Origin of the sequence: Streptomyces mexicanus (genome assembly GCF_902506575.1) — a bacterium.
GTDB classification, from domain to species: domain Bacteria; phylum Actinomycetota; class Actinomycetes; order Streptomycetales; family Streptomycetaceae; genus Streptomyces; species Streptomyces mexicanus.
On the sequence record NZ_LR732544.1, the window covers coordinates 6,676,849 to 6,699,627 of the forward strand.

Here is a 22,779-nt window from a genome sequence, read left to right on the forward strand (position 1 = left end):
GGACCCCGACTGGACCCCCGAAGCCGTCGTCTTCGACTGCGACGGCACCCTGATCGACTCCGAGCAGCACTGGCAGCGCGCCCGCGCGATCGTGCTGCGCGCCTTCGGTCACGCCCCCGACGAGGAGTTCGCGCAACGCGCGAAGGGCCTGCACTACCGGGACTGCGGCGTCCTGATGGCCGAACTCGTCGGTGAACCCGACCACGCCGAGGAGATGACGCACCAACTGCTCAGCACCTTCCGCGCCTTGGTCGCCCGCGAGCCGGTGAGCACGCGCGGTGCCCGGGAACTGGTGCGGACGCTGGAGCGGGTCGCGCCGCTGGCCGTCGCCAGCAACTGCCCCGAGGACGTGGTCCGGTTCTCCCTGGAGTCGGTGAACTTACACCGGCACTTCCGGCACATCGTCGTACCGGACGACCGCATCCGTCCCAAACCGCACCCCGACACCTACGCGGAGGCCGCGCGCCGCCTCGGCGTCCCCGGCGGCAGGGCCCTCGCCGTCGAGGACTCGGTCAACGGGATGAAGGCCGCGGTGGCCGCGGGCCTGCGGGTCGTCGGCGTGGGCCCGCGCCCCGCACCGGAGGGCACCGCCCTCGCCGACCTGTGGGTGACCTCACTCGACGACCCCGCCCTGATGGCCTGGGCGCGAAGCCGCCCCACGGCGGCGGGAGCGCGGACCGACCTCCCCGGGGCCCCAACGGGCGACGCGGCCGACGCGAAGGTCCCCAGGCCGGGCGGGCCCTCCAGCCAGGATCCCGCGGGCGCCTCCTGACGGCACCCGCGCCGAGCCCGTGCGGCGCTCGCGGCGGCGGGTGCCCCCCCGCAAGGGGGTGCCCGACCGCCCCGGCCGGACGCGTCGGGCAGAAGACACCGCCCCACCGGCCGGGGACATCGGCTCGGTGACACCCCCGGGGCGGTCGTACGTCCCTCGGCGCGGGTGACGGCTTCAGGGCAGGGGCGCCACGAAGAGTGTCCCGGCCCTGTGAAGGGGAGTGAGACGGGCGCGCGGTCCCGGCTTCTTCGCGAGCGCGGTGGTGACGGCGCGCTGGGGCGGTCGCCGGACCAGGTCAGAACTCCAGGACCAGGCGTCCGCGGGTGCCGCCGGCCTCGAGGACGCGGTGGGCCTCCGCCGCCTGGTCGGCCGGGAAGGTGCGGGCGACCCGGAGCGTGACGGTGCCCTCCTCCGCCTGCCGGCGGAGCCGGTCGAGCTTCGCCTGCTCGCGGCTGTAGCTGCGGACGAAGACGGGGACGAAGGTGATCCCGCGCTCGGCCTCACCCTCGTATCCGCGCAAGGTCGCGATCGTGCCACCGTCACGGACCGCTGGGACGATCCGGTCGTGGAACAGAGCGGAGTCGATCACTCCGTCGACTCCGTCCGGCGCCGCCTCCCGGACGGCGGCGGGATATCCCTCGCCACGCGGAAGCACGATGTCGGCGCCCAGCTCGGCGACGAGTTTCTCGTCGGCCGGCGAGGCGTCGGCGATGACCGTCAGGCCCTCGGCCTTGGCCAACTGCACCGCGTACCCTCCGACCGCCCCGGCCGCGCCCGTCACCGCGAGCGTCTGCCCCGGCCGCAGTCCGAGCAGGTCGAGGGCGAGGCGGGCGGTGAGGCCGTTCATCGGCAGCGTCGCCGCCTGCACGTCCGAGGCTCCGGCGGGTACTCGGGCGACGGACTCGGCAGGGACCACGATCTGCTCCGAGTACGCGCCGTGCGAGCCGGACGGCACCACGATCGCCATCACGTGATCGCCGACCTTCAGATCCGTCGAGACGCCCTCGCCGATCTCCTCGAGCACCCCGGCGGCGTCCATCCCCGGCACATAGGGCGGAGGCGGCGCGTCCGCACCGCTGTGCCGCAGGCCGGCCCGCACTCCGGTGTCGGTCGGGTTGACGGCGGCCGCGTGCACCCGGACCCGCACCTGCCCCGGCCCGACCACAGGATCGGGAAGCTCCACGACGTGCAGCTTCTCCGGTCCGCCGAACTCGGTCACTCCCACAGCCCTCATCACAAGCTCCTCACAGCCGGTTTCAGCGGCATCACCTGCGACCGATCGATCCGCCTGCCACGGGGGCAACCTCCCCCGTGGCAGGCGGGCCGGAACGGTTCGGCAGGACACCGAAGTCAAGGGGGTGAAGTGCGCGGCCGCGCGCGTTATTCCACCCGATTCCCTTCGATGTCCCGGAGGGCGGCTTCGGACAGCTGCTGTCCGGGCACTCCGCCGCCACGGATCGGTCTCGTTCCCGGGGCCAGGAGGCCATGCACGGTGACCGGGGTCGGACGGACGTCTGCTTACCGGTGCGCTGCCAGGAACGGCAGGACCACGTCGGCCATCTCGTCGGGTACTTCCTCCGCGAGGTCGTGGCCGGCGTCGAAGACGTGTCCGGTGACGTCGTGGGCCACGAGTCGTGCCTGGGACTCGTTGCGCTCGCCGATGAAGGCGGAGCCGCCGAGCGCCAGGACCGGGATGTCCAGCTTCTGCTGTGCGGCCCGCCGGTTCTGTTCGGCGTCGGTGAGCATCGCCCGGTAGACGGCGAGCATCGCGCGGATGCCGCCGGGCATGGAGTAGCAGCGCACGTACTCCTCGATCGCGTCGGGGGTGGCGGTGTCGGGGTGGCTGCGCTCGTTCTTGATCATGTAGGTGATCAGTTCGCGTTCGTGCCCGGCGATCAGCATCTCGGGGACGTCGGGCTGGAAGTAGAAGCCCAGGTGCCACAGGTGCATGCCGCTGGAGACGTTCTCGGGGGTGAGGGCGGTGTGGTCCTCGAAGCCAAAGCCGGGGAACAGCGCCTCGGCGAAGACGAGGGCGGTGGCGTGGCCGCGGTGGCGGGCGGCGAGCTGGTAACCGATCACGGCTCCCCAGTCCTCGCCGATCACGGCGTAGGTCTCGTGTCCGAGGCGGGCCATCAGCTCCGCGATGTCGTCGCTCATCGTCGCGGAGTCGTAGCCGTCCGCGGGGCGGGCGGAGTCGCCGAGACCGCGCAGGTCGGGCACGACGACGGTGTGGTGGGGCGTCAGCTTCGGGACGAGGTGGCGCCAGTGGTAGCCGGTCTTGGGCACGCCGTGCAGCAGTACCACGGCGGGGCCGGATCCGGCCGTCCGGTAGTGCAGGCTCGTTCCATTGACGGCCGCACGGCCGGTGCGCAGGGGCGTTCGGGTGTGGTCGTACATCATCGCGTGGTGCATTCCTGTCGTGGTGAGTGGGGTGGGTGGGTCTGGTGGGCCGATGAGGTCGGCAGACGGCTCGGACCGTCGGCGCTGACGGGGCCGCTGTCGGCGCGGCCGGAACGGGCACCCATTTTGCTTGATCGAGTGTTACAGATTCAGGGCATGGGAAAGGTCCGGCCGGGACCACGGGGAATCTCAGTCGAGAGCGGTCAGTGCGACCTCCACGAGGGGCTCCAGGGTGGACGCCTCCGGTGTGATCTTCGAGGAGACCAGCAGTCCGTTGAGGAAGGTGACCAGGAACGCGGCGAGGGCGTGCGGGTCGTGCCGCGCCGCGATCTCACCCCGCTCCCTCGCGGCCCGCAGCACCTCGGTGAGTGCCTCCCGGCTCGCGTCCTGCATGTCCCGCACGGTGCGCCGGGTCGCCGCGTCCTGAGGCAGTCGCTCGCAGACGGCGTTCACGGCCAGACAGCCCTGGCCGCCGTTGCCGGTGGCGATGCGGATCCGCTCCGTCAGCAGCGTGCGGATCGCCGCGCGGGCGTCCGCTCCTTCCTCCAGACTGCGCAGGGCGGCCGCCGCGAGGGTGGTGCGATAGTGCTCCAGCGCGGCCCGGTACAGGCCGTCCTTGTCGCCGAACGCGGCGTACAGGGACCCCTGTCCGATCCCCAGGTGCTGGGTCAGATCGCGCACCGAGGTCGCCTCGTAGCCCCGTGTCCAGAACAGTTCCATGGCGCGGCTCACCGCCGCCTCGGTGTCGAACTCCCGGGTTCTTGCCATGAGCTCACCGTAACGTATCTGGATCGCTCGATCAAGAAACGCGGTCGCGGCCCGCTCCTGCTGCTGGTCCCCGGCGGGACGGGCGGCGGCGCTCGCGACGGCTCCCGACCCGGTGAGGGCGACGGCGCCGGCCGCGCCGCTGAGGGCGAACACGCGGCGACGGGACACGAGTCGGGAGACGAGGGCGGTGTGAGGCTCTTCGTGTCGCTTTCAGCCACAGCCGTCGTGGCGTCGAGGGTCTTCCGCCGTGCGGCAGTCGACAAAATCCCGTGGAAGCCGTGTCAGTGGGACTGTTTATGCTGCCTCGCACGATCAGGACGTATCAGGGGAGGCGCGGCATGTTCGGCAAGCTGTTCGGCAGGGGCGGGGGGAGACCGGCGGCCGATCCGCACGCGCTTTTTGTGCCGCGCAAGCAGAAGGGCGGGATGTACACGCTGCGGGCGCTCGGGGACGCGCGGGTGCAGGCGCTCGTGGACGCGGCCGGAGCGGGTGACTGGGAGGCGGTCAAGGCGGCGGCCGCTCCGTTCGACCTGGGGCGTGACCACCAGGTGCTGGCCGAACTGGCCGAAGTCGACGGTGTGCAGGAGTGGATCGGCCGGGCCGTCGAGGAGGACAAGGAGCACCGGGCGACGGCCCTGCTGATATCCGGGGCGCGTCACATCATCTGGGGCTGGCAGGCCCGTACCGCCGCGCGTGCCGCGGACGTCACGCGGGAGCAGTGGCGGCTCTTCCACGAGCGGCTGGACATCGCCGAGGAGCAGCTCCTCGAGGCCGCCGAGTTGCGGCCGGAGTGGATCACGCCGTGGCGCCGCCTGCTCACCTCCGGCCGTGGCATGTCGCTGGGCTCCGCCGTCAACGAGACCCGGCTCGACGCCGCGCTGCGGCGCGACCCGCTGGGTCTGGAGACCCACATCGAGTGGCTGTCGCAGTTGCAGCCCCGCTGGGGCGGGGGGCCCGGCCAGGGGTTGGCGTTCGCCCGCAAAGCGTTCGCCGGCGCGCCCGACGGCCACCGCCTCGGATGTGTGATCGCCATGGCGCACATCGAGGAGTGGGTGGAGTCGGAGACGGACGGCTTCCTCGACAGGGCGGAGGTCCAGGAGGAGTTGAGGGAGGCGGCCCGACGCAGCATCCTTCACCCTGCCTACGAGCGGCGCCTGGGCTGGCAGGAGGACTTCAACGTGTTCGCCATGGCCCTGTCGCTCTCCAACGAGGGCATCGTGACGCCGAGCGTCTACCACGAACTGGGCGGCGCCTACACCCCGTGGCCCTGGAAATACCTGGCGGAGCCGGAGAAGATGTACGCCCGCTTCCGGCGCCGCCCCTGAGCCCCCGGGACCTGCGCCTTGGTCCAGTGCCCGGGCGCCAGGCGTGCGTTTCGCGCCTCGGACCGGTGCTCGGGAACCACCCTGAGACCGGCGCCGCGGACTCAGCCCAAGATCCGCGGCCGGCACCCTGCGCCCCGGAACCACGCCTCGGGCCCGTGTCCGGGACCCACCCGGACCCCTGCCTGACCTTCGCCCTGAGACGGACCCCTGCCTGACACCTGACCAGAGACGGCCCCTGCTGACCTTCTCGCCCTGAGGCAGACCTTTGCCCGACCTCCGCCCTGAGGCCGACTCCGACCTCGCCCTTCCCTCATCACACCTACTCCGGAACTGCCAGATGACTCTGCCCGATGCCCTCTCCGGCCCGGCCGGCGCCGACCACACCTTCCAGGTGGACCTGCGCGGCCTCGTCGACCTCCTGTCCCACCACCTCTACTCCAGCCCCCGCATCTACCTGCGCGAACTCCTGCAGAACGCGGTCGACGCGCTCACCGCCCGGCACGGCCTCGCCCCGGACGCCCCGGCCGACGCCTTCGGCATCCGCCTCCATGCCGACGGTTCGGTCGTCCGTGTCGAGGACGACGGCGTCGGCCTGACCGAAGCCGACGTGCACAGCTTCCTGGCAACGATCGGCCGCAGCAGCAAGCGCGCCGAGCAGATCACCGAGCAGCGCGGCGACTTCATCGGCCAGTTCGGCATCGGCCTGCTCTCCTGCTTCCTGGTCGCGGACGAGATCCACGTCCTCAGCCGCTCCGCCCGCACCCCCGACGCCCCCGCAGTGGAATGGCGCGGACGCGGCGACGGCAGCTACAGCATCCGTACCCTGCCCACCTCCGCGCGCCCCCACCCCGGCACCACCGTCACGCTGACGCCGCGCGCCGACGCGGCCGAGTGGACCCGCCCGGCCCAAGTGCACGCGCTGGCCCGCACGTTCGGCTCCCTGCTGCCCTACCCGGTCACCTTCGCCGACGGCACAGCCGGCCAAGCCGGCCCCGGAGCGTCCGTCAACCCCGAGCCCGCGCCCTGGGCGCGCACGTACCCCACGCCGGGAGCCCGCTCCCGCGCGCTGGCCGCGTACGGCGAGGAGACCTTCGGTTTCACCCCGCTGGACACCATCGAGCTGGACCTGCCCGCCGTCGGTCTGCAAGGCATCGCGTGCGTGCTGCCGGAGACGGTCCCGGCCGGGCGCCGCCACGGCCACCGCGTGTACGTCAAGGGAATGCTGCTGTCCGAGCAGGCCGAGGAGATCCTGCCCGAGTGGGCGTTCTTCGTCCGCTGCGTCATCGACGCCGAGAGCCTGCGCCCGACAGCGTCCCGCGAGTCCCTGTACGAGGACGACACGCTCGCCGCGGTCCGCGACGCCCTCGCCGAACGCCTGCGCGCGTGGATCGCCCGGGTGGCCGCCAGCGATCCGGAGCTGCTCTCCCGCTTCCTGCACGCCCACCACCTGGCCGTGAAGTCACTGGCGGTGCACGACGACGAGATCCTGCGCATGCTGCTGCCGTGGCTGCCGTTCGAGACCACCGACGGGCACACCACCCTCGACGAGTTCGCGCGCACTCACCGCACGGTGCTCGTGACGTCGAGCGTGGAGGAGTTCCGGCAGGTCGCGGCGATCGCCTCGGCCGCCGGGCTCGGCGTCGTCAACGGCGGCTACACCTACGACCGGGACCTGGTCCACCGGCTGCCCGAGATCCGGCCCGAGGCCGTCGTCGCCGACCTCGACCCGGAGACCCTCACCGCCCACCTCGACCCCGTCGACCGGGAGACGGAACTCGCCGCCGCTGCCTACCTCGCCCAGGCCCGCGACGCCCTCGCCGTCTTCGACTGCGACGTCGCGCTGCGCACCTTCCAGCCGGCCTCCGCGCCCGCCCTGCTCGTCGACAGCCGAGAGGCCCGGCACGAGCGCACCCGCTCCCGGCTCGCCCGCGAGCAGCAGGGCGGGCTGTGGGGCGACATCCTCGGGGCCCTGCGCCAGGACGCCCCGCGAGCCCAGCTGATCCTCAACCAGCTCAACCCGCTGGTCCGCACCGCCCTCACCATCGACGAACCCGAGCTGGCCCGCACCAGCGCCGAGGCCCTCTACGGGCAGGCCGCGCTGCTGTCCCGGCGCCCTCTCAGGCCCGCCGAGTCGAGCCTGATCAACCGCTCCTTCCTCGACCTTCTCGCCCACGCTCTGCGCAAGGACAGCTGACGATGCCCACCGCACCCCAGACCACCGACGAGCTGTACCAGGCGCTCCAGGAGAACGACCGGCGCCCCTACGGCCGCACCCGCACCGTCACCGCCGAGGAACTCGTCGACGCCGCCGAGCAGTTCGCCGAACCACTGCCGCTCGTCCACGCCCTCCTCGAACTGCAGGAGGCGTACACCTACGGCTCGGAGCCCCGCAAGTCGCCCGTCGTCTTCGCCCGTCTGCTCACCCTCTTCGACGAGCAGCCCGACGTCTTCGACGAGCGGCTGCGCCACACGTTGTTCTGGCGGTTCAAGTGGGTCGCCCACGCACTGCGCCAGCTGCCCGAGATACCGCTGGCCAGCCTGCGCCAGTGGCTGACGGAGATGCGCGACCGCTACGAGAAGGCCGGGTTCGGCCTCCAGCCCTACTACGGCCAGGCCTACCAGCTGGCCGCCCACGTCGGTGAGGACACCACCCTCGCCTACGAGCTGTGGGCGGGCCGGACCCGCACCCGGCTCAGCGACTGCGAGGCCTGCGAGATCTGCGTACGCGCCCGGTACCACCTCGCCGCGGGCGACGACGAGCGGGCGCTGCGCGTCTGGGAGCCGGTGCTGGCCGGGAAGGAGTCCTGCCAGGAGGAGCCGGCCCGGTCGCTGTCGTACGCGCTGCTGCCGTTGCTGCGCACCGGCCGCACCGACCGGGCCCGCGAACTCCACCTCGCCGGCTACCGCGGCTGCCGCCGCAACCCGTCGATGTCCCCCGAGGTCGGCCGGCACCTGGAGTTCTGCGCGCTGACCGGCAACGAGGCACGCGGTCTGGAACTGCTCGCCGAGAACCGGAACCTGTTCGACGAAGTGGACTCGCCGCTGGACCAGTTCGACTTCCTCACCGCAGTGGAGGTCCTCCTCCAGCGCGTCGAACGTCTCGGCCACGGCGACCTGCCCGCCGCGGGATACGCGGGCCGCACCTGGACGGTGGCCATGCTGCGCGCCGAGGTGCGACGCCGCGCCGACGACCTGGCCGCCCGCTTCGACGCCCGCAACGGAACCACGGCCCACACCGACCGCCGCCGGGCCCGCCTCGACCGTGCCCCGCTGCTGGACACGCTGGAACTGACCCTGCGCACGCGCAGCCTCGACGAGGTGGCTCCGGCCGCCGCCCCCGCGCCCCGCACGACCGCCGCCGTCCCCGAGGCGCTGCCCGAACTCATCGCGCGGGCACGCGCGTTGGAGGAGCAGGGGCATCCGGACGCTCCTGCCTGCTGGGCGCGCCTGCGCACGCTCGTCGCCGGGCCCGACTACACCCATCCCGACGACCCGGCCGTGGGCCCGCTCGCGCGGCTGCGCGCCGACCTGCTGCTGGACGAGGGGAACCGGGCGGGCGAGCGGGAGCGGTACGCGGACGCCGTCGCTCTCCACGAGCAGGCCGCAGCCCTGTACGACGAGGCCGGCACGCCGGACCACGCGGCGCTCGCCCGTGCCTGTGCCGTCCTGGCCCGTGCCGAGATCCCGGGGCCGGACGGCGACGGGCCGGAGGCGAAGGCGAGCGCGCTGACCGCCGCCCACGCCGCCATCGTCCGGCTCCACGAGGAGACGCCCGGCCCGGCACCGTACGTGGAGGGCCGCCTGCTGCGGCTGCGCGCGACCGTGCTCGGCCTGCGGCTGCAGGCCACCGGGAGCGAGGAGCACGTGGCGCCGGTCCTCGCCGAAGCGGACCTGCTGCACGCGTTCGCCACCCGGCACGACCTCGTCGGGCAGGTCTCCGGTGCGATGTTGCTGCACGCGAGCACCCACGCCCTCGCCGGCGACCTGCCCGCCGCGGTCCAGCGGATCGACGCCCTCCTGGAACAGCTCAGGGCGCACGGCCCCGCCTGGCACCTGCCCCGCACGCTCGGGCTGCGCGGCCGGCTCCAGCTCGGGCTGCGGGACGCGCAGGCCGCGTACGCCGACCTCGCCGAGGGCCTGCGTCTGGCCGCCGACTGGCCGGCCGACGCGGTCGACACCAGCCGCCTCCACGGTGACCTGGCCGAGGCCTGCATGCATCTGGGCCGTCCCGACGAGGCGCTGCGGCACCTGACGCGCTCGGCCGAGGTGAGCCTGCGCCACGGCAGCCGCTTCGACGCGTTCTACGTCTACAGCCACGCGGCCCGGCTCAGCCTCGACCTGGGCCGGATCGAGGACTGCATCGCCCTGCTCGACTCCCTGCTGGCCGAACCGGACGTCGTCGCCGGGGAGCTGGACGACCGGCTCGTCGCCCAGCTGCGCCTGACCCGCGCCCGCGCGCTGCACGCGGGCGAGGACCTGAAGGCGGCCACGGCCGAGTTCGTCGCGCTCGCCGCGGAGTCGGCCGGCTGGGACGACGATCCGGGCAGCCACGCCATGATCGCCGGGGAGACGGCCGTACTGCTGGCGGAGTCCGGCGAGTTCGGCCGGGCCCGCGAGGCCGCCGACCAGGCGATCGCCGCCCATGCCCGGGCCCCGCGCTACGAGCAGCTGAGCAACTGCCTGCGCGAGCTGGCCCGGCTCCAGGCCCGGCAGCAGGGTGCGGACGGCCTGTCCGACGCCCTCGCCTTCCTCGCGGACGCGGGCCGGATCGCCGACGAGGCCCGGGACGCCGCGTACGAGGCGAGCGGCCGTTCCCTGGACACGGCCCTGGCCTACGAGCACGGCCGGGTCCACGCCTACGCGGGTGCGTACGAGGAAGCGTTGGCGGCACTGGAGAAGGCTCTGGCGCTGCTCGGCGACGCAGGACCGCAGGACGACCATGCCGGCGAGTGGGCCGAGTGCGTCCGCCTCGCGGGTGTCGTGGAGGGCATCTACCTGGAGCGCCCCGCCCCCGCTCTCGCACGCCTCGACGCGGCCGTCACCCGGCTGACCGCCCTGGGCCACACCGAGGAGGCCGAGCCGCTGACCTCCTTGGCCGCGCAGCTGCGCGACGAGAACTGACGCGACGACTCCGGTGCCGGGGCGGGCTGCCGCCTCGGCACCGGGGCAGAGGCCCAGCGGGTCCCCGCGCGTCCCCACGCATTCGGCCCCGCCCGCCATGCCACCGCCGATGTCCTGGTCGCGTTCACTCCGGCATGCACCGCTTCGACCACTACCGGCTCCTGGAGCGAGTCCGCACCGGCCGTGCCGGTCCCGTCGAGATCGCCGCCGCCTCCCGGCGGTTCGACAACCACTGCATCGACAGCCCGCACCGGACACGACGCACCGCCAGGCCGGCGGTACGGAAGTGACGGCGCGTCAGGTGGACGCGGGCGGGTGCGGCTGTGGCCGCAGGGGGCCCCCGGCGCGGTCCCACAGGGCCCGGAAGGCCTCCCAGGTCTCGTTCTCGGCGCGGGTCGTGGTGAGCGGGTTGGCGGGCGCCGGTCGCGGATCGGCGCCGTAGAGCCGTTCCAGCAGGGGCAGGAGTGCCGGGTCGTGCCGGCGTACCCAGTCGGCGCCGTTGTTGCGGGGCTGCCCGGTGAAGGGGTCCGCTCCGGTGTTCGTGCCCAGGTAGGCGTTGCTGAGCTGGGCGAAGTACTCACGGTCGTCGTGGGACGAGTAGTTGGTGTCCCGCCGCGCGTCCGGCGCCGGGCCTGCGGTGGTGCCGGAGTCCTCCGCCGAGGCGGACGCGGGGGCGCGGAGCGGACCGTCCGGCCAGTGCGCCGCCTCGCCCTGGTCGATCTTGGCCCGGTAGACGTCCGCGATCCAGCGCCGGTCGGCCTCGCTCAGCCCGTGCAGATGGATGGCGTGGGCGAACTCGTGGGTCGTGGTGGAGTATCCGTCCGGATAGGTCGTGCCGCCCGGGACGGTCGTGGTCTCGCCCAGCAGGTTCTCCTCGCCGGTCGCGCTGGAGCCGCCGGTGAAGACGCCGCGCTCCGTGTCCAAGCGGCGCCGGCCGTCCTGTGCGCCCTTGAGGTGGCGGAACGCCTCCAGCGATGTCATCGCCGTGTCGCGGGGCACCACGATCAGCCGGGCGCCCCCGGTCAGCAGCCGCTCCGTGGTCTGCGGATCGCCGAGCATGCGCACCAGCTGGGACTCGGCCCGCTGCCGCGCCGACACCGGCTGGTGCACGCCCGCGGGCACGCGTACCAGCAGCGGCGCGGCGACGGCAGCGAAGTCCTCCGGCGACAGCCCGTCGCGCAGGGCGCGGACCAAAGACGCGTCGGCGGCCAGCGCGTCGCGCTCGGCGTCGGTCAGCAGCGCCAGTGCGGAAGTGCGCTCCGCCGACCCCATTCCGGGCAACCGGGCCACCACAGACGCCAGTCGGGGCGAAGTGGCGGAGCCCGGTGCCGGATCCGTGCCGGACGCGAGTGCCGCCTGCGTGGCGGCCGCGTCCGGCGGCTCGGGCACGCGCGCCCCGGCGTTCCCGGCGGGCGGCGCGTACCCCTGCACCACCGGTCCGCCCACCGGCCGGAGGCCGTGCTGCTGCCGGGCCCGGTTGTACAGCTCCAGGGAGAACCGCGCGAGGGTGTCGTAGTCCCGCTCGATGGAGTCCGGGGTGGACCGGGCCGAGGCGTAGGGCCGGACCTCCAGCCGGGCCACCGGCGGATCGATGCGCGGCGTGCCCTGCGCGGTGTTGGTGTCCAGGGCGTCGTAGTTGGTGCGTACCGCGAGCCCCTCGTGCTGGTCCACCACCCGCTCCGGACGGGCGTGCAGCAGGTTGTCCAGGTAGTGGCCGGTCCTCGCCGCGCTGCTCCGGTCCTGCCACAGCGGAACATCCAGCGGATCGGACACCGGGCCCGGAACATGGGCGCGGAAGGTGTCCGCGAAATCGCGCGCCAGCTGCTCCGCCCGGCTCTCCAGGAACGCGCGCGGCACCGGTCCCAGAGCGGCGCGCACCGCGGCCAGGGACTCCCGTGAGGTCACACCCGAGTAGTCCTTGGGCAGGACACCGCCGAAGAGACCGGCGCGCGCCGCGGCGGCGACCTGGGTGTAGCCGAGAGCGAGTGCGCCCTCGAGCTCGTCGGCGTCCGACGGCCGGACCTCCGCGGCCCCTCGCGGGTCCCGCTCCAGCCACCGCAGGAACTCCTCCCGCCCCCGGGCGGCGTACTGTGCGGCCGCGCCCAGGTCCACCCGGGCCATCTGGATCGGTACGGCGTCCCGCCGCATCCGGTCGGCCACGTGCGCCAGGAACGGCACCACACCACTGAGCGGGGTGGTCGCCGTGTGGTGCACCAGCATGATGCCGTACCCCGCCTCATGGGTCCGCACCGGCAGGTCCTCGGCCAGGGGGTCGACCCGGTAGCCGGCCCGCGCGGGGAAGATCCTGGACAGGGTGGCGCCCTCGGGCGCGCTGTGCAGCCGTTCCAGCACGTCCCGGAACGCGGCCAGCACGTCCGCCCGTTCGGCGCGCCCGTCGTCCCGGCCGCCCTCCAGGCCGCGCGCGGGCGCGGTGACCAGTTCCAGCACGGGCACGCCGCCCACCGCGTCCAGGGTGAGGGTGAGCAGGCCCGGCAGTTCCACCAGGTCGCCGTACTCCTCGTGGTTGTCCCCGGCGGGCAGCACCACGCGGAACTGGTGCAGTTCGGCCTCGAAGCCGCTGGCCGGGGCGAACCCCTCCACCCTGGGCGGGCGCGGACCGGTCGGCGCCACGGGGGAAGGGGCCGGGCCGGCGGGCCGCGTGGCGCGGTCCGCGCCGCCGACCGGCCGCGCCTCCCGCTCGGCGAGCAGACCCAGGACGGCGTTCTCCAGCCGCGCCACGGCGACCCAGCGGCTGCTGCGCTCGTCCTTGTCCTGCTGCCACGCGCGGACCGCGTTCAGCACCGCTCGCACATTCCGCGGACGCGGGTCACGCAGCAGCCGGGCCACGGCGTCGTCGATGGCGCGCAGCGCCCCCGAACGCCGCTGCCCGGACACGGCTGAGATGCGCTCCCAGTCCCGGATGGGGTCGGCCGCCTCGCTCGCCCCGGGCGGTGCCAGGGCGACGTCACGCGGTGTCCCGCCCGCGTCCGTGCCGGAGACCTGCGCGTCCCCGCCGGCCGGGCGGTGCCCCGCCGGGTAGGCGGGGACGCGCGGCGCCGACGCGTGGGGGGCGCGGCCCGAGCCGGGGAGACCATGGCCGTCGAAGACATGGCCGTGGCGTGCGCCGACCGGCCGCGTGTCCGGCGGACGGTAACCGGGGTTCGGGGTGTACGGCCCGAACGGCCGCCCGTCCAGCATCCGCTGGGCGCCGCGGACGAAGTGCGGGGCGACACCGCCGGGCAGGAGGACCTCCCGCTGGTCCGGGTAGGGCGAGGCGAAGCCGAGCGTGGCGTTGACGTCGATGCCGCCGGGCACGTCCAGGTCGTACCGCCAGCGGTAGCGGGCGTCCATCGCCGCCGCGCCGCGCGGACTCATGCGCAGGGAACGCTCCACGTAGGCGGCGTCGCGGGTGGTGCTGAGGTACACGCTGTCGCGGCCGGCCCCGTTGTGGACATGGTCGAGGACGCTCGGCACCGCGCGGCCCGGCGCCCGCAGCCCGGTCCGGAACACCTCCTGCGGTGGGGCGGCCGTGAACCGGTACAGCGGTTCGTCGTCGTCGCGCCAACGGACCGGATGCGGCAGGTCCTCCGGCGAGGGCGCCTCGTGAGCGGCGGTGGTCCGCGGCGCCACCGCGGGCGAGGGCGTGGTCGGCGCGTCGTTCCACGGCAGCGGCAGCGGGTCGTCCTGCTGCCCGGGCTGCGCGCCGGTGCGCAGCCGGGAGGAGGCCACCAGACCCCGGGTCGCGTGGTACCAGTCCCAGCCGGGTCCCTCCGTGTACAGCCGGCCCGACGCATCGGTGATGCCGCCCGCCGCGAGCTTGTGGGCGTGGAACAGGCCGCGCAGCCCCAGCGCCCGGTGCTCGGCCGCGAGCGCGGTGAAGGCCGGATCCGTGTCGACGGTGCCCCAGACGGTCCAGCCGTCGCCTTGGTGCAGCACCGGGAACTCGCCCGAGGTCAGCGACTCCCACTCGGTCTGCCGCCAGGACGGGCCGTACGCGGCGTCGCCGGAGAGGGTGTCCAGCTCGTAGGCGTCCTGCTCGCCGGGCACGGAGCCGCCGTCGGACACCGGCTCCGGCACCCGCCCCGCCGGCCCGGTGGACGAGGAGGCGAGGGGCGCGGAGGCAGGGGGCGCCGGGGGCGTGCGCGAGGGAGCGCCCGGGGGCGCGGTCGTGGTGGCGGCCGGCCGGTCCGTGCGCGGCCCGGCTGCCGCTGAGGCGGTCGCCGCCGGGGAGCCGCTGCCGGTGTGCGCGGTGGCGTCACGCACCCCGGGCCGGGCCGGTCCGGTGGCGGGCGACGGCACCGGCAGCAGGGGGAGGACGTCGCGGCCACGGCGCCGCAGCACCAGTTTCGCGGTGCTCTTGGCGGCGCCCGGGTAAGTATGCGCGGTCCCGTTCTCCTCGACGAGGGTCACGGTGGCGCCGGTCGCCCGCGCCGCCCAGGCGGCCATCACCCGGTCCGCGGCCGCGTCCCACAGGCCCGCGGCCAGGTGGTTGCGCAGAGCGATCTCCCGTACGGCGCGCCTTTCGTCCTCGGTGCCGGGCAGGGTGCGTCCGGTGAGCAGCCGCGGGGGCGGCGGGTGGAACAGCCCGTCCCGCTCCTCGGGCCTGCCCGGCAGGCCGAACCGCCGCATCAGCTGGTTCGGTGACGTGGCGGAGCGGGCCCGCAGGCGGCCCGCCTCGGCACGGGGGACGCCCGGGGAGGCGGCGGCGTGCCGCATCGTGTGGGCGAGGGCGTCGAAGAACCCGTTGCCGCGCCCGGTCACCGGGCCCTGCACGTAGACGGTGCCGTCCGGACCGGTGAACGTCCCGTCGCGGCCGGCCCGGAAGCGGTCGCCCCGGCCGGACGGGGCCCAGGGCAGTGTGGTGTGGCTCGGCCGCCGGGGGCCGTCGTCCCGCGCCGGCGTGCGCTGGCCCGTGTTCGCAGCAGTCCTGTCCGCACCTGTCCTGTCCGCACCGGCCTGGTGCGTGCTCGTCTTGTCCGTGCCCGTCGTGTCGGTACGGGCCTTGTGCGTGCTCGCCCCGTCCGTACCCGTCGTGCCCGTACCGGCCTTGTCCGGGCTCGTCTCGTCCGTACCGGTCTTCGCCGCACCGGTGTGGCCCGTGTCGGTCCTGCCCGAGCGGGGTGGGGGCGTCGGCGTGGTGGACGACGGTGCCGGGGCACCGGAGGGCAGCGCCACATGGAAGTACGCGCCGTCGTGATAGAGCGTCAGTTCCGGCCCCGGCGAGCCGGCAGCCACCGCGCCGTCCGCACCGACCGGCAGGAACCGCTGGTGGTAGCCGTCCTTGGTGACCACGGTGACCGGAGTGCGCAGCACGCGGGCGGCGAGTACCGGCAGCAGGTCCGCGGCGCCCTGGTTCAGGTCCTCCGGCGCGCCGAGCGGGCGCTGCAGGGCACCGGTCGCCAGCTTCAGCCGCTCACCCGCCGTCAGCCACCGCTGCTCGGGCAGTGCCCCGCGCCCCGCGAACTCCTGACGGTGCGCCTCGTTCAGGTCGATACCCGCGGTGGTCAGCTCCTTCTGGGTGAAGGAGTCGTCGCGCCCGAGGGCGAGTGCCTCGAGCAGATCCTCGTTGCCGCGCTCCCCGAGCGCGTCGACCAGCCGTCGGCGGGCCGACTCCACCAGGTCCGCGGGGGACGCGGAGGACGACACACCCGTGCCGTCGGCGGTAGCGGCGTCCAGCAGGGGCAGCAGCCGCCCCTGCTGCTCGGCGGCGGCGATCAGCGCGTGGAAGAACGACGCGCCGTCGTGGGGGACCGGGTGCACCGTCAGGGCAGGGCTGCCGTCGCCCGGCGGCGTGATGGTCAGCGGTCCCTTGTCACCGCCGCCCTCGACGCGGAACCGCTTGACCGGAGCTGTCCACCAGTCGGGCTTGGCGTACGTGGTCGCGTCCTTCGACGCGGTGCCGTCGGCCGTCCCGGTCTTCGTGCCGTCGGCCGTCCCGGTCTTCGTGCCGTCGGCCGTCCCGGTCTTCGTGCCACCGGCCGTTCCGGTTTTCGTGCCGGGGTCCGCGTCCGTGTCGGCCATCGTTGCGGGGCCGGCGTCGCCCCTCGTGCCAGGCTGGGCGTCGGCCTTCGCGGGGGTGTCGGCGTCACCCTTCGCGGGGGTGTCGGCGTCGGTCTTCGCTTGGGCGTCCGTGTCGCGGCGGGCGTCCGCGGGGAGCTCGCCGGCACCGGGGGCCGTGTCCCCCCGGGCGCCGTCGGCGGTCCTGCCGGTGGACGTGCCCGTGTGCTCGCCCGCGGGGTCCGCCCCGGCCTGGGACGCGGCCCCGGTCGCCGGCGCGGCCGTCCCGGTGACCGGGGTGGCCGCAGTGGCCGCCGTGGCCGGGGGCTCGGGAGCCGTGGCCGTGCCGGTCGCGGTGGTGCCGGTGCGGGAGTAGTGGTGGGCCGTGAGGCTTTCCGCGGCGGCGTGCAGCCGGTGCGTCGCCTCGGCCGCCTGCACCGTACGGTCCTCCCACAGCCGTGCGTCGGCACGGGCGGCACGCCAGGCCGCGACGGCCGCGGACTCCTGCCGGTCACTGGTGGTGCCCACGGCGGGCGGTGCGGCGCCCCGATCGCCTGCGGCGGCGGCCCTCTCCTCCTCCGCCATGGAGAGCCAGGCCGCGCGGGCGCGGGCCCGGGCGTCGTAGTACTCCTTCTCCGCCTTCGTCATGTCGGCCTGTGCCTCGGCCATCCGGTCCCAGGCGGTGCGGACTTCCTCGGGGAAGGTGGTGTCGTCGATCAGGCCGAGGTCGGTGGCGATGTCCTCGCGTACCCACACCAGAGCGGTGGTCTGCGCCTCGGCGGCGCGCGGACCGCGCTGCGCCCGGCCGAAGGTGTGGGGGTGGCGCAGAGCGCGGGCGGCACGGCTGTCGGTGATCCGCTGGTGGGCCTCCACCACGGAGAGCCAGCGCACCGGCAGCGCGAAGAGCAGGCTGCGCGTGGTGGCGATCTTGCGGTGGGTGCCGAGGCCGGCTTCGGCACCGCCCTTGAGGTTCGCGCCCTCCGTGGTGCCGCCGAGCGGGCCGGCCGCACCCGGGGTGATCACCCCGGCGCCGCCGGTGCCGGCCATCGGGGAGGTTCCGGCCGTGATCTCGGTGGTGGTGGACAGGCCGGCGTCGTGGGTGTCGCTCTCCTTGCCGCGGACCGCGCCTTCCATCCGTGGTTTGTTCTCCACGGCGAGCAGCCGGGCGCCGCTGCGGGTCATCCTGGCGTACAGCTTGGCGTCCGCGGTGTGCGACTGCCCGAAGAGCTGGGCCGAGGACGTCCGCGGCAGCGTGCGGCCGTCGGCGGACAGCGCGTCGCGCAGCGCGGCGGTGAGCCCGGTCGGTCCGGTGGCCTGCTGCTGGGCCTGCGCCGCCGCGGTGCCGAGGACGGTCAACGGGGTCCGGCGGGCCCGGCGCACGGCCGCGTCGAGCGCGTCACCGTCCAGTGAGGAGCCGGCGTGGGCGTCCCCCGCGCCGTCCGCCTGCGCGGTGGCGAGCGTCAGCGCGTCGCCCACCGACGGCGCACCGATCATGTCCACGGCCAGAAAACCGGTGCCGATCGCGTCGTCCAGCGAGAGGTCGCCGCCCTCGCGCCATCGGGCGACCGCCGCCGGGCGTGCCTCGGCCGGCGTCAGCACCTTCACGGTGCGGTCGGGGGCGGGCAGCGTGTCGGCGGCATCGACCGTGGTGGTGTTCCGGGTCCCGTCGTGCGGTGTGAGCAGGCTGACCGGCAGCAGTTCGCGCAGCACCCCCACGTCGCCTTCCACCGGGGCTTTCAGCAGCGGCTCACCGGTGCCGTCGACGACCTCCACGGTCAGCGAGTAGTGGGTGACGAGTTCCGCGTGCGACTGGGTGGTGGCGATGTTGGGGTTGACCGCCGTACCGCTGACGCGCCCCTTGCCGCTCTGCGACGACCCGCCGGCGACGCCCTGGACGGTGGGGCCGGCGCCGAGCAGTCCGGTGCCGCGGTCCACCGCGGGGCTCTCGGAGACGGCCAGTGCCGCGTCCCCGCCGCTGCCCCGGGAGCTGCCGCTCTCCTGGTCGACGCCGGTCGGCCGATAGTCCTCCACCTCGTAGCCGTGGCGCAGCCGGTCCACGGTGGTGGTGACGGGCCGCAGCCGGAACCGCACCTGGGCGGGGCTGCCGCCGGTCGGCAGGTCGCCGGGACGGCTCCACACCCGGTACCGGATCGGCACGGCCACGCCGTCCGTGGTCAGGTCGAGCAACTGCCCGCGCAGGAAGTCCGGGGACATCAGCCTGAGCACGTCCTCCCGGTCGTGCGAGGGCACCCCCAGCCGTTCCAGATGCGGCATCAGTTTCTCGGCGACGCCGCTCGCGTCGAGCTGACCCGTCGGGTGGCCCGTGAACCGGCGCCGCTGCAGGAACGGCGGTATCCGGTAGCCGCCGGCCAGGTGGTGCGGGGTGGTGGTGCCCAGCCCGTCCGGGGCGAGGCCGGTCTCGATGGCGTCCTGCATCGGCACGTGCAGGATCACTGCCTCCGGTACTTCGTGGGTGCGGGAGGCGTCCGTGCGGGAGGGGTCCGGGCCGGGGCGGGCAGCCCGGTTCGCCGCCGCCCACGTCGAGACGTGCCCGGCCCACTGGCGCACCGCGGACGCCGCGCGGGTGCCCGCCATGCCCAGAGCGGCGCTCCACCGGTGCCGTACGGCCACGGTCTCGGTGAGGTCGCCCACCACCGGGTAGGTGCGTCCGCTGTAGGTGAGGATGGTGTTGCGGCCGTTGCTGACCGTCCTGGAGGAGGAGGCACCCCGGGTGCGTGTCAGGTGCCCGCCCGCCGCGTAGCCGCCGTGCACCGGCCCGTGGCCGTCGAGCTGCTGGAGGGACAGCGAGTTCTGCAGCCCGAACGTGTCCGTGGTGGAACTGCCGTTGCTGCCCACGGTGTTGCGGGCGGCGCCGGTGGTCACCTCGAAGCTCGCGTTGTTCGGATCGCCGGCCACGCGCAGTCGGTGCAACCGGCCGTGCAGCGCGGCCTTGATGTGATGGGTCCGGAAGGGTCCCTTGGCGTCCAGGCCGGTGGTCCGCAGGCCGAACGGACTCAGGATCTGGCCGAGGTGGCCCGCCACGGCGAGGTTCTCCGTGGCCCGGCGAAGAGCGTTGCGCACCGGGGTGCCGGGGGCGCTGACGTGCCAGGACTCCCCGGTCGCCTGCCCGGCGGCCTCGGCCATGGCCTGTTGCCGCTGCCGGGCGCCCTCCGCGCTGAGCACGGCGAAGGGGCGGCTGAGCAGGTCGCGGATGCGGGACTGCTCCGGGTCGGTGGACACCGGCGGGGACCAGGTGCCGTCGAGGAACTTGTGCACCTGGTCGTCCGGCACCGGCGGGTGCGCGGTGCCGGGCGGGGGCCCGTCCTGGTCCGCGGGTGCAGCGGTCCGCGGGACCCGGGCCGCCGGCTCCTGTGGGCCGGGCGCGGTCTCCGCGGCGGGCGGCACCGGCGCGTCGTCCGGGCCGGCCGTGCGCGGACGTGCCGACGGGGTGCCGGTGTCGGTGGGTGCCGGCGGGGTGACGACGTTCCGCGGCAGGGGCGCCGGGTCCTTCGGCGGGTACCGTTCGGAGCTGTGCGCGGCGGGCACCGCCAGCTCCACGCGTCCGACCGAAGCCCCCTTCCCGTCGAACAGCGGCCGCGATCGCACCGTGCTCACGAAGTACCCGGTCCCCAGGACCCCGACGCTGACGAACCGCGCCCAGCCGCGGGGCCGCCGGTACCCCTCGACGGAGGCGTTCAACTCGACCTTGTACGAGAACAGGTGCGCGGCGGTCTGCGCCGTCAGATGGTCGTTGGCGACCGAGATGGTGTTGCGCGTGCCCTGCTGCCGCTGCCAGGTGCGGCGATAGCCCGCGCGCAGCCAGCCGATGCGCCGGGCCCAGCCCGTCTCGGGCACCGTGCCGGGGTCCCGTGGCGAGACACCCGCCTCGATGCCGGCGGCCTGGGTGCTGGAGTCCTGCTGTCCCTGACCGACCTGCTGGGTGGCGGTGACCGAGTTGCGCAGCGACCGCTCGCTCAGCGAGGTCTCGTACCGCCGGTCGGTCAGGCGCGCGGTCAGCACCAGGGTGTGGTGGCCGCGGCGCAGGGTGCCGTTCTCGGTCAGGGCGACCGGCACCCCGGTGGTGGTCAGGACCTCCAGACTCTGGGCGAGCGTCGGCCGGTTCAGCGCCTCGCGCACCTGCCGGTCGTTGTGCAGCGTCACCCGGGTGCGCCCGTCGCCGTGCAGCAGCCTGGCGAGCTTCGGGTGCCGCCGCTCCCAGGCCGAGGGGAACATTCCCGGGAAGGAGTCGTGCAACGTGTCGATGACGGCGTCGGTGAAGTCACCCAGAGGGTCGTGGCTGGTGTCCGTGCCGTCCGTGGCGTCCGTTCCCGCGGGGGTGGCGGACGGTGCGGCGGTCCCGGCGTCCGCGGCCGGGTGACCGCTGCCGGCCTCCGGGGCGTTCGCGCCGGTCGACGGGGACGCGGGCCGGGCGCCTTCGCCTGCTGCGGGGGGTGCGGACGACGTGGTCGCCGGCCGGGGCGCGGCGCCCGTCGTGGCGCCCGGCGGGGCAGCCGGCTGCGGCCGCGGGTGGTCGGGGAGGAAGGCCTCGGCGCGCGTCTGCCCCAGGTGGGTGGGGTTGTCAACGGTCAGGTACGGCGGTGCGGGCGGCTCGGGGGCCACGCCCGGCGCGGTCTGCCCCCGCGTGCGGGCGTCCCAGCCGGCCAGGCGGCGGGCCTCGGTGGTCGGCAGCCAGTCCAGCGTGGTGACCCGGAAGGGCCGCGCGTCGCGCGCCGGTTCGCCGGGTTTGCGCAGGTACAGCGTCCGCTCCACCCGGTACAGACCCACCGGGGTGCCCTTGATCCGGCCGGTGAACTTCCGCGCGGCCGAACCACCGATGTAGTGCGCGCGCCCCGTGGCGAGGCCGATCTGCCCGATCGGCCCGCCCTGCACCCGCAGCGGCACCGACGTGCCGTAGAAGGTGTGGTTGGGGCCTGCGGAGACCTCGGCGCTGAAGCGCGTGTCCCGGCTGTGCGTACGCTCGTTCTGCTGGACGATCTGGACCATGTCCCGCAGCTCCACCTTGGTCGCCTCGGTGACCAGCGTGCCGCGGTGGGCGACCGACCGTTCCACGATGAGGTGGCCCAGCGGTCGCTGTGTGTGGCCGCGGGTCAGCTCCGGGCCCACCACCTGCCCCGGGAGACGGGGGAAGAGCGCCAGCAGCCCGGTCGGACGCAGGAACGACACCAGCGTCCGGTGCGCCGAACGGCCCGGCCGGGCGCCGGACATCGCGAGCGCGAGCTCCTCCGGCGGGTCCGACAGGTGAATCCCCTCGGTGTCGGTGATCCGAGGCATGACACCGTCGGGGAAGGTGAGCTCCTGGGGGGCGAGCCGTGGTCCGGTGCTGGGCTCCGTGATCGTGTCCGGGAGCCGCCAGGTGAGTCCGTCGCGGACGGCGAAGCTGTCGTGGTGCACCGGCGTGCGGCGCCAGTGGGTGGCGGGTGTCCCGGTGCCGCCCCGGGACCCCTCCGTGCCCTTGGGGGCGGTCACCCGCTCCACCCGGACCTGGTAGTGCACGTCGTCCAGGTGCAGGTGCGAGCCGTCCATGGCACGCCACTCGGACTGACTGAACGCCTGCGTACCGGAGTTGTAGTCGGTGCGTCGTGAGCGGCCGAACGACGCCGCCAGCCGCAGCATCCACTCCAGCGGGGGTCCCATGCTCACCGCGCCCGCGATCCGGCGCACCGAACTGACCGAGCGGACCGCGGTGGTCGACCCCTGACCGCGGTGCAGCGAGTCCAGTTTCACCGTCCCGCCCTCGGGGTCGGCGAACCGCTCCCAGCGGTGGTACGGCAGGGCCTGGACGGTGACCTCGTAGCCGACACCGGAGTCCTGCCGCGCCACGAAGCGGGCACCACGCGGTGCGGTGAACGCCGAGGGGTCATCGGTGAGCAGCCGGCGCAGTTCGGCGTCGTCGAACACGGAGCGCACCCGCGGCGGCAGGTGGCCGACGATGTGGTCCGCCACCTTGTCGGCGTCGCGCAGCGACACACGGCCCACACCCGGCATCAGCGCGCCGGAGGAACCCCTCCCGCTCTCGGCCCCGTCCGGGGCGATCAGGGCGGCGGGCAGCCGGCTGCCGTCGTCGAACGTCACCTCTTGGGGCGGCGGGCCGGGCGGCGGCGCGGTGGCACCGGTGAGCAGCCTCGGCGGTCGCTGCCGCTCCAACTGCGTCTCCAGCGGCACGTTGGCGGAACGGTCGCTGTCCCCGTCGGTGGTCTTCTGCCCGGCAGCAGATCCGCCGGCAGCGGACCCGCGGGTGGTGCCCCCGGCGGTGGTGGCCCCGGCGGAGGAAGCCGCCGCGGACCCGGCCGGGGTGGATCCGGACGGGGCGGACCCGGACGGGGTGGACCCGGCCGGGTCCGCCCCGTCCGGGCATGCCCGCGCGCACCTTCACCG

9 protein-coding genes are annotated in these 22,779 nt (G+C 74.6%); 5 read left to right on the plus strand and 4 right to left on the minus strand.

Going from position 1 to position 22,779, the window contains the following annotated elements:
• Positions 1-772 (plus strand): HAD family hydrolase (locus GV126_RS29905; protein ID WP_159672530.1); only part of this gene is annotated, 772 nt, incomplete at its 5' end.
• A gap of 295 nt (positions 773-1,067) precedes the next feature.
• On the opposite strand, the gene GV126_RS29910 is transcribed toward GV126_RS29905, so the two are convergent.
• The 3 genes from GV126_RS29910 to GV126_RS29920 all read right to left on the minus strand — a co-directional run bounded on the left by GV126_RS29910 (position 1,068) and on the right by GV126_RS29920 (position 3,940).
• Positions 1,068-2,006 (minus strand): quinone oxidoreductase family protein, encoded by a 939-nt coding sequence (locus GV126_RS29910; protein ID WP_159672532.1) that lies wholly within the window; start codon positions 2,004-2,006, stop codon positions 1,068-1,070.
• Positions 2,007-2,290: 284 nt separating this feature from the next.
• A complete protein-coding gene (locus GV126_RS29915; protein ID WP_185947494.1) occupies positions 2,291-3,172 on the minus strand; it encodes an alpha/beta fold hydrolase in 882 nt (293 codons plus the stop codon).
• Positions 3,173-3,361: 189 nt separating this feature from the next.
• Positions 3,362-3,940 carry a TetR/AcrR family transcriptional regulator gene (locus tag GV126_RS29920; RefSeq protein ID WP_159672534.1) on the minus strand — a complete coding sequence of 193 codons (579 nt, stop codon included), beginning with the start codon at positions 3,938-3,940 and terminating at the stop codon, positions 3,362-3,364.
• A 338-nt stretch (positions 3,941-4,278) separates the two neighbouring features.
• On the opposite strand from GV126_RS29920, the gene GV126_RS29925 reads away from it, so the two are divergent.
• From GV126_RS29925 to GV126_RS29940, 4 genes are all read left to right on the plus strand, one after another.
• Positions 4,279-5,265: a hypothetical protein gene (locus tag GV126_RS29925; protein ID WP_159672536.1), complete on the plus strand. Its 987-nt coding sequence runs from the start codon at positions 4,279-4,281 to the stop codon at positions 5,263-5,265.
• A 337-nt stretch (positions 5,266-5,602) separates the two neighbouring features.
• The gene (locus GV126_RS29930; RefSeq protein ID WP_159672538.1) at positions 5,603-7,459 is read left to right on the plus strand and encodes an HSP90 family protein; all 1,857 of its coding nucleotides are present in this window, start codon (positions 5,603-5,605) and stop codon (positions 7,457-7,459) included.
• Between the two features lie 2 nt (positions 7,460-7,461).
• On the plus strand, positions 7,462-10,386 hold the full coding sequence (locus GV126_RS29935; protein ID WP_159672540.1) for a hypothetical protein: 2,925 nt from the start codon (positions 7,462-7,464) through the stop codon (positions 10,384-10,386).
• A gap of 134 nt (positions 10,387-10,520) precedes the next feature.
• Positions 10,521-10,676, plus strand: coding sequence for a hypothetical protein (locus GV126_RS29940; RefSeq protein ID WP_159672542.1), 156 nt, complete (start codon positions 10,521-10,523; stop codon positions 10,674-10,676).
• 7 nt (positions 10,677-10,683) lie between these two features.
• Here the strand turns inward: GV126_RS29940 and GV126_RS29945 are convergent, their stop codons facing one another.
• Positions 10,684-22,566, minus strand: a complete 11,883-nt coding sequence (locus tag GV126_RS29945; protein WP_159672544.1) for a scabin-related ADP-ribosyltransferase — start codon at positions 22,564-22,566, stop codon at positions 10,684-10,686.
• Positions 22,567-22,779 lie beyond the last annotated feature (213 nt).

Excerpts from the sequence above, each read along its gene's own strand:
- GV126_RS29910 (WP_159672532.1), bottom strand. The coding sequence starts at position 2,006 with ATGAGGGCTGTGGGAGTGACCGAGTTCGGCGGACCGGAGAAGCTGCAC.
- GV126_RS29915 (WP_185947494.1), bottom strand. The coding sequence starts at position 3,172 with ATGATGTACGACCACACCCGAACGCCCCTGCGCACCGGCCGTGCGGCC.
- GV126_RS29920 (WP_159672534.1), bottom strand. The coding sequence starts at position 3,940 with ATGGCAAGAACCCGGGAGTTCGACACCGAGGCGGCGGTGAGCCGCGCC.
- GV126_RS29925 (WP_159672536.1), top strand. The coding sequence starts at position 4,279 with ATGTTCGGCAAGCTGTTCGGCAGGGGCGGGGGGAGACCGGCGGCCGAT.
- GV126_RS29930 (WP_159672538.1), top strand. The coding sequence starts at position 5,603 with ATGACTCTGCCCGATGCCCTCTCCGGCCCGGCCGGCGCCGACCACACC.
- GV126_RS29935 (WP_159672540.1), top strand. The coding sequence starts at position 7,462 with ATGCCCACCGCACCCCAGACCACCGACGAGCTGTACCAGGCGCTCCAG.
- GV126_RS29940 (WP_159672542.1), top strand. The coding sequence starts at position 10,521 with ATGCACCGCTTCGACCACTACCGGCTCCTGGAGCGAGTCCGCACCGGC.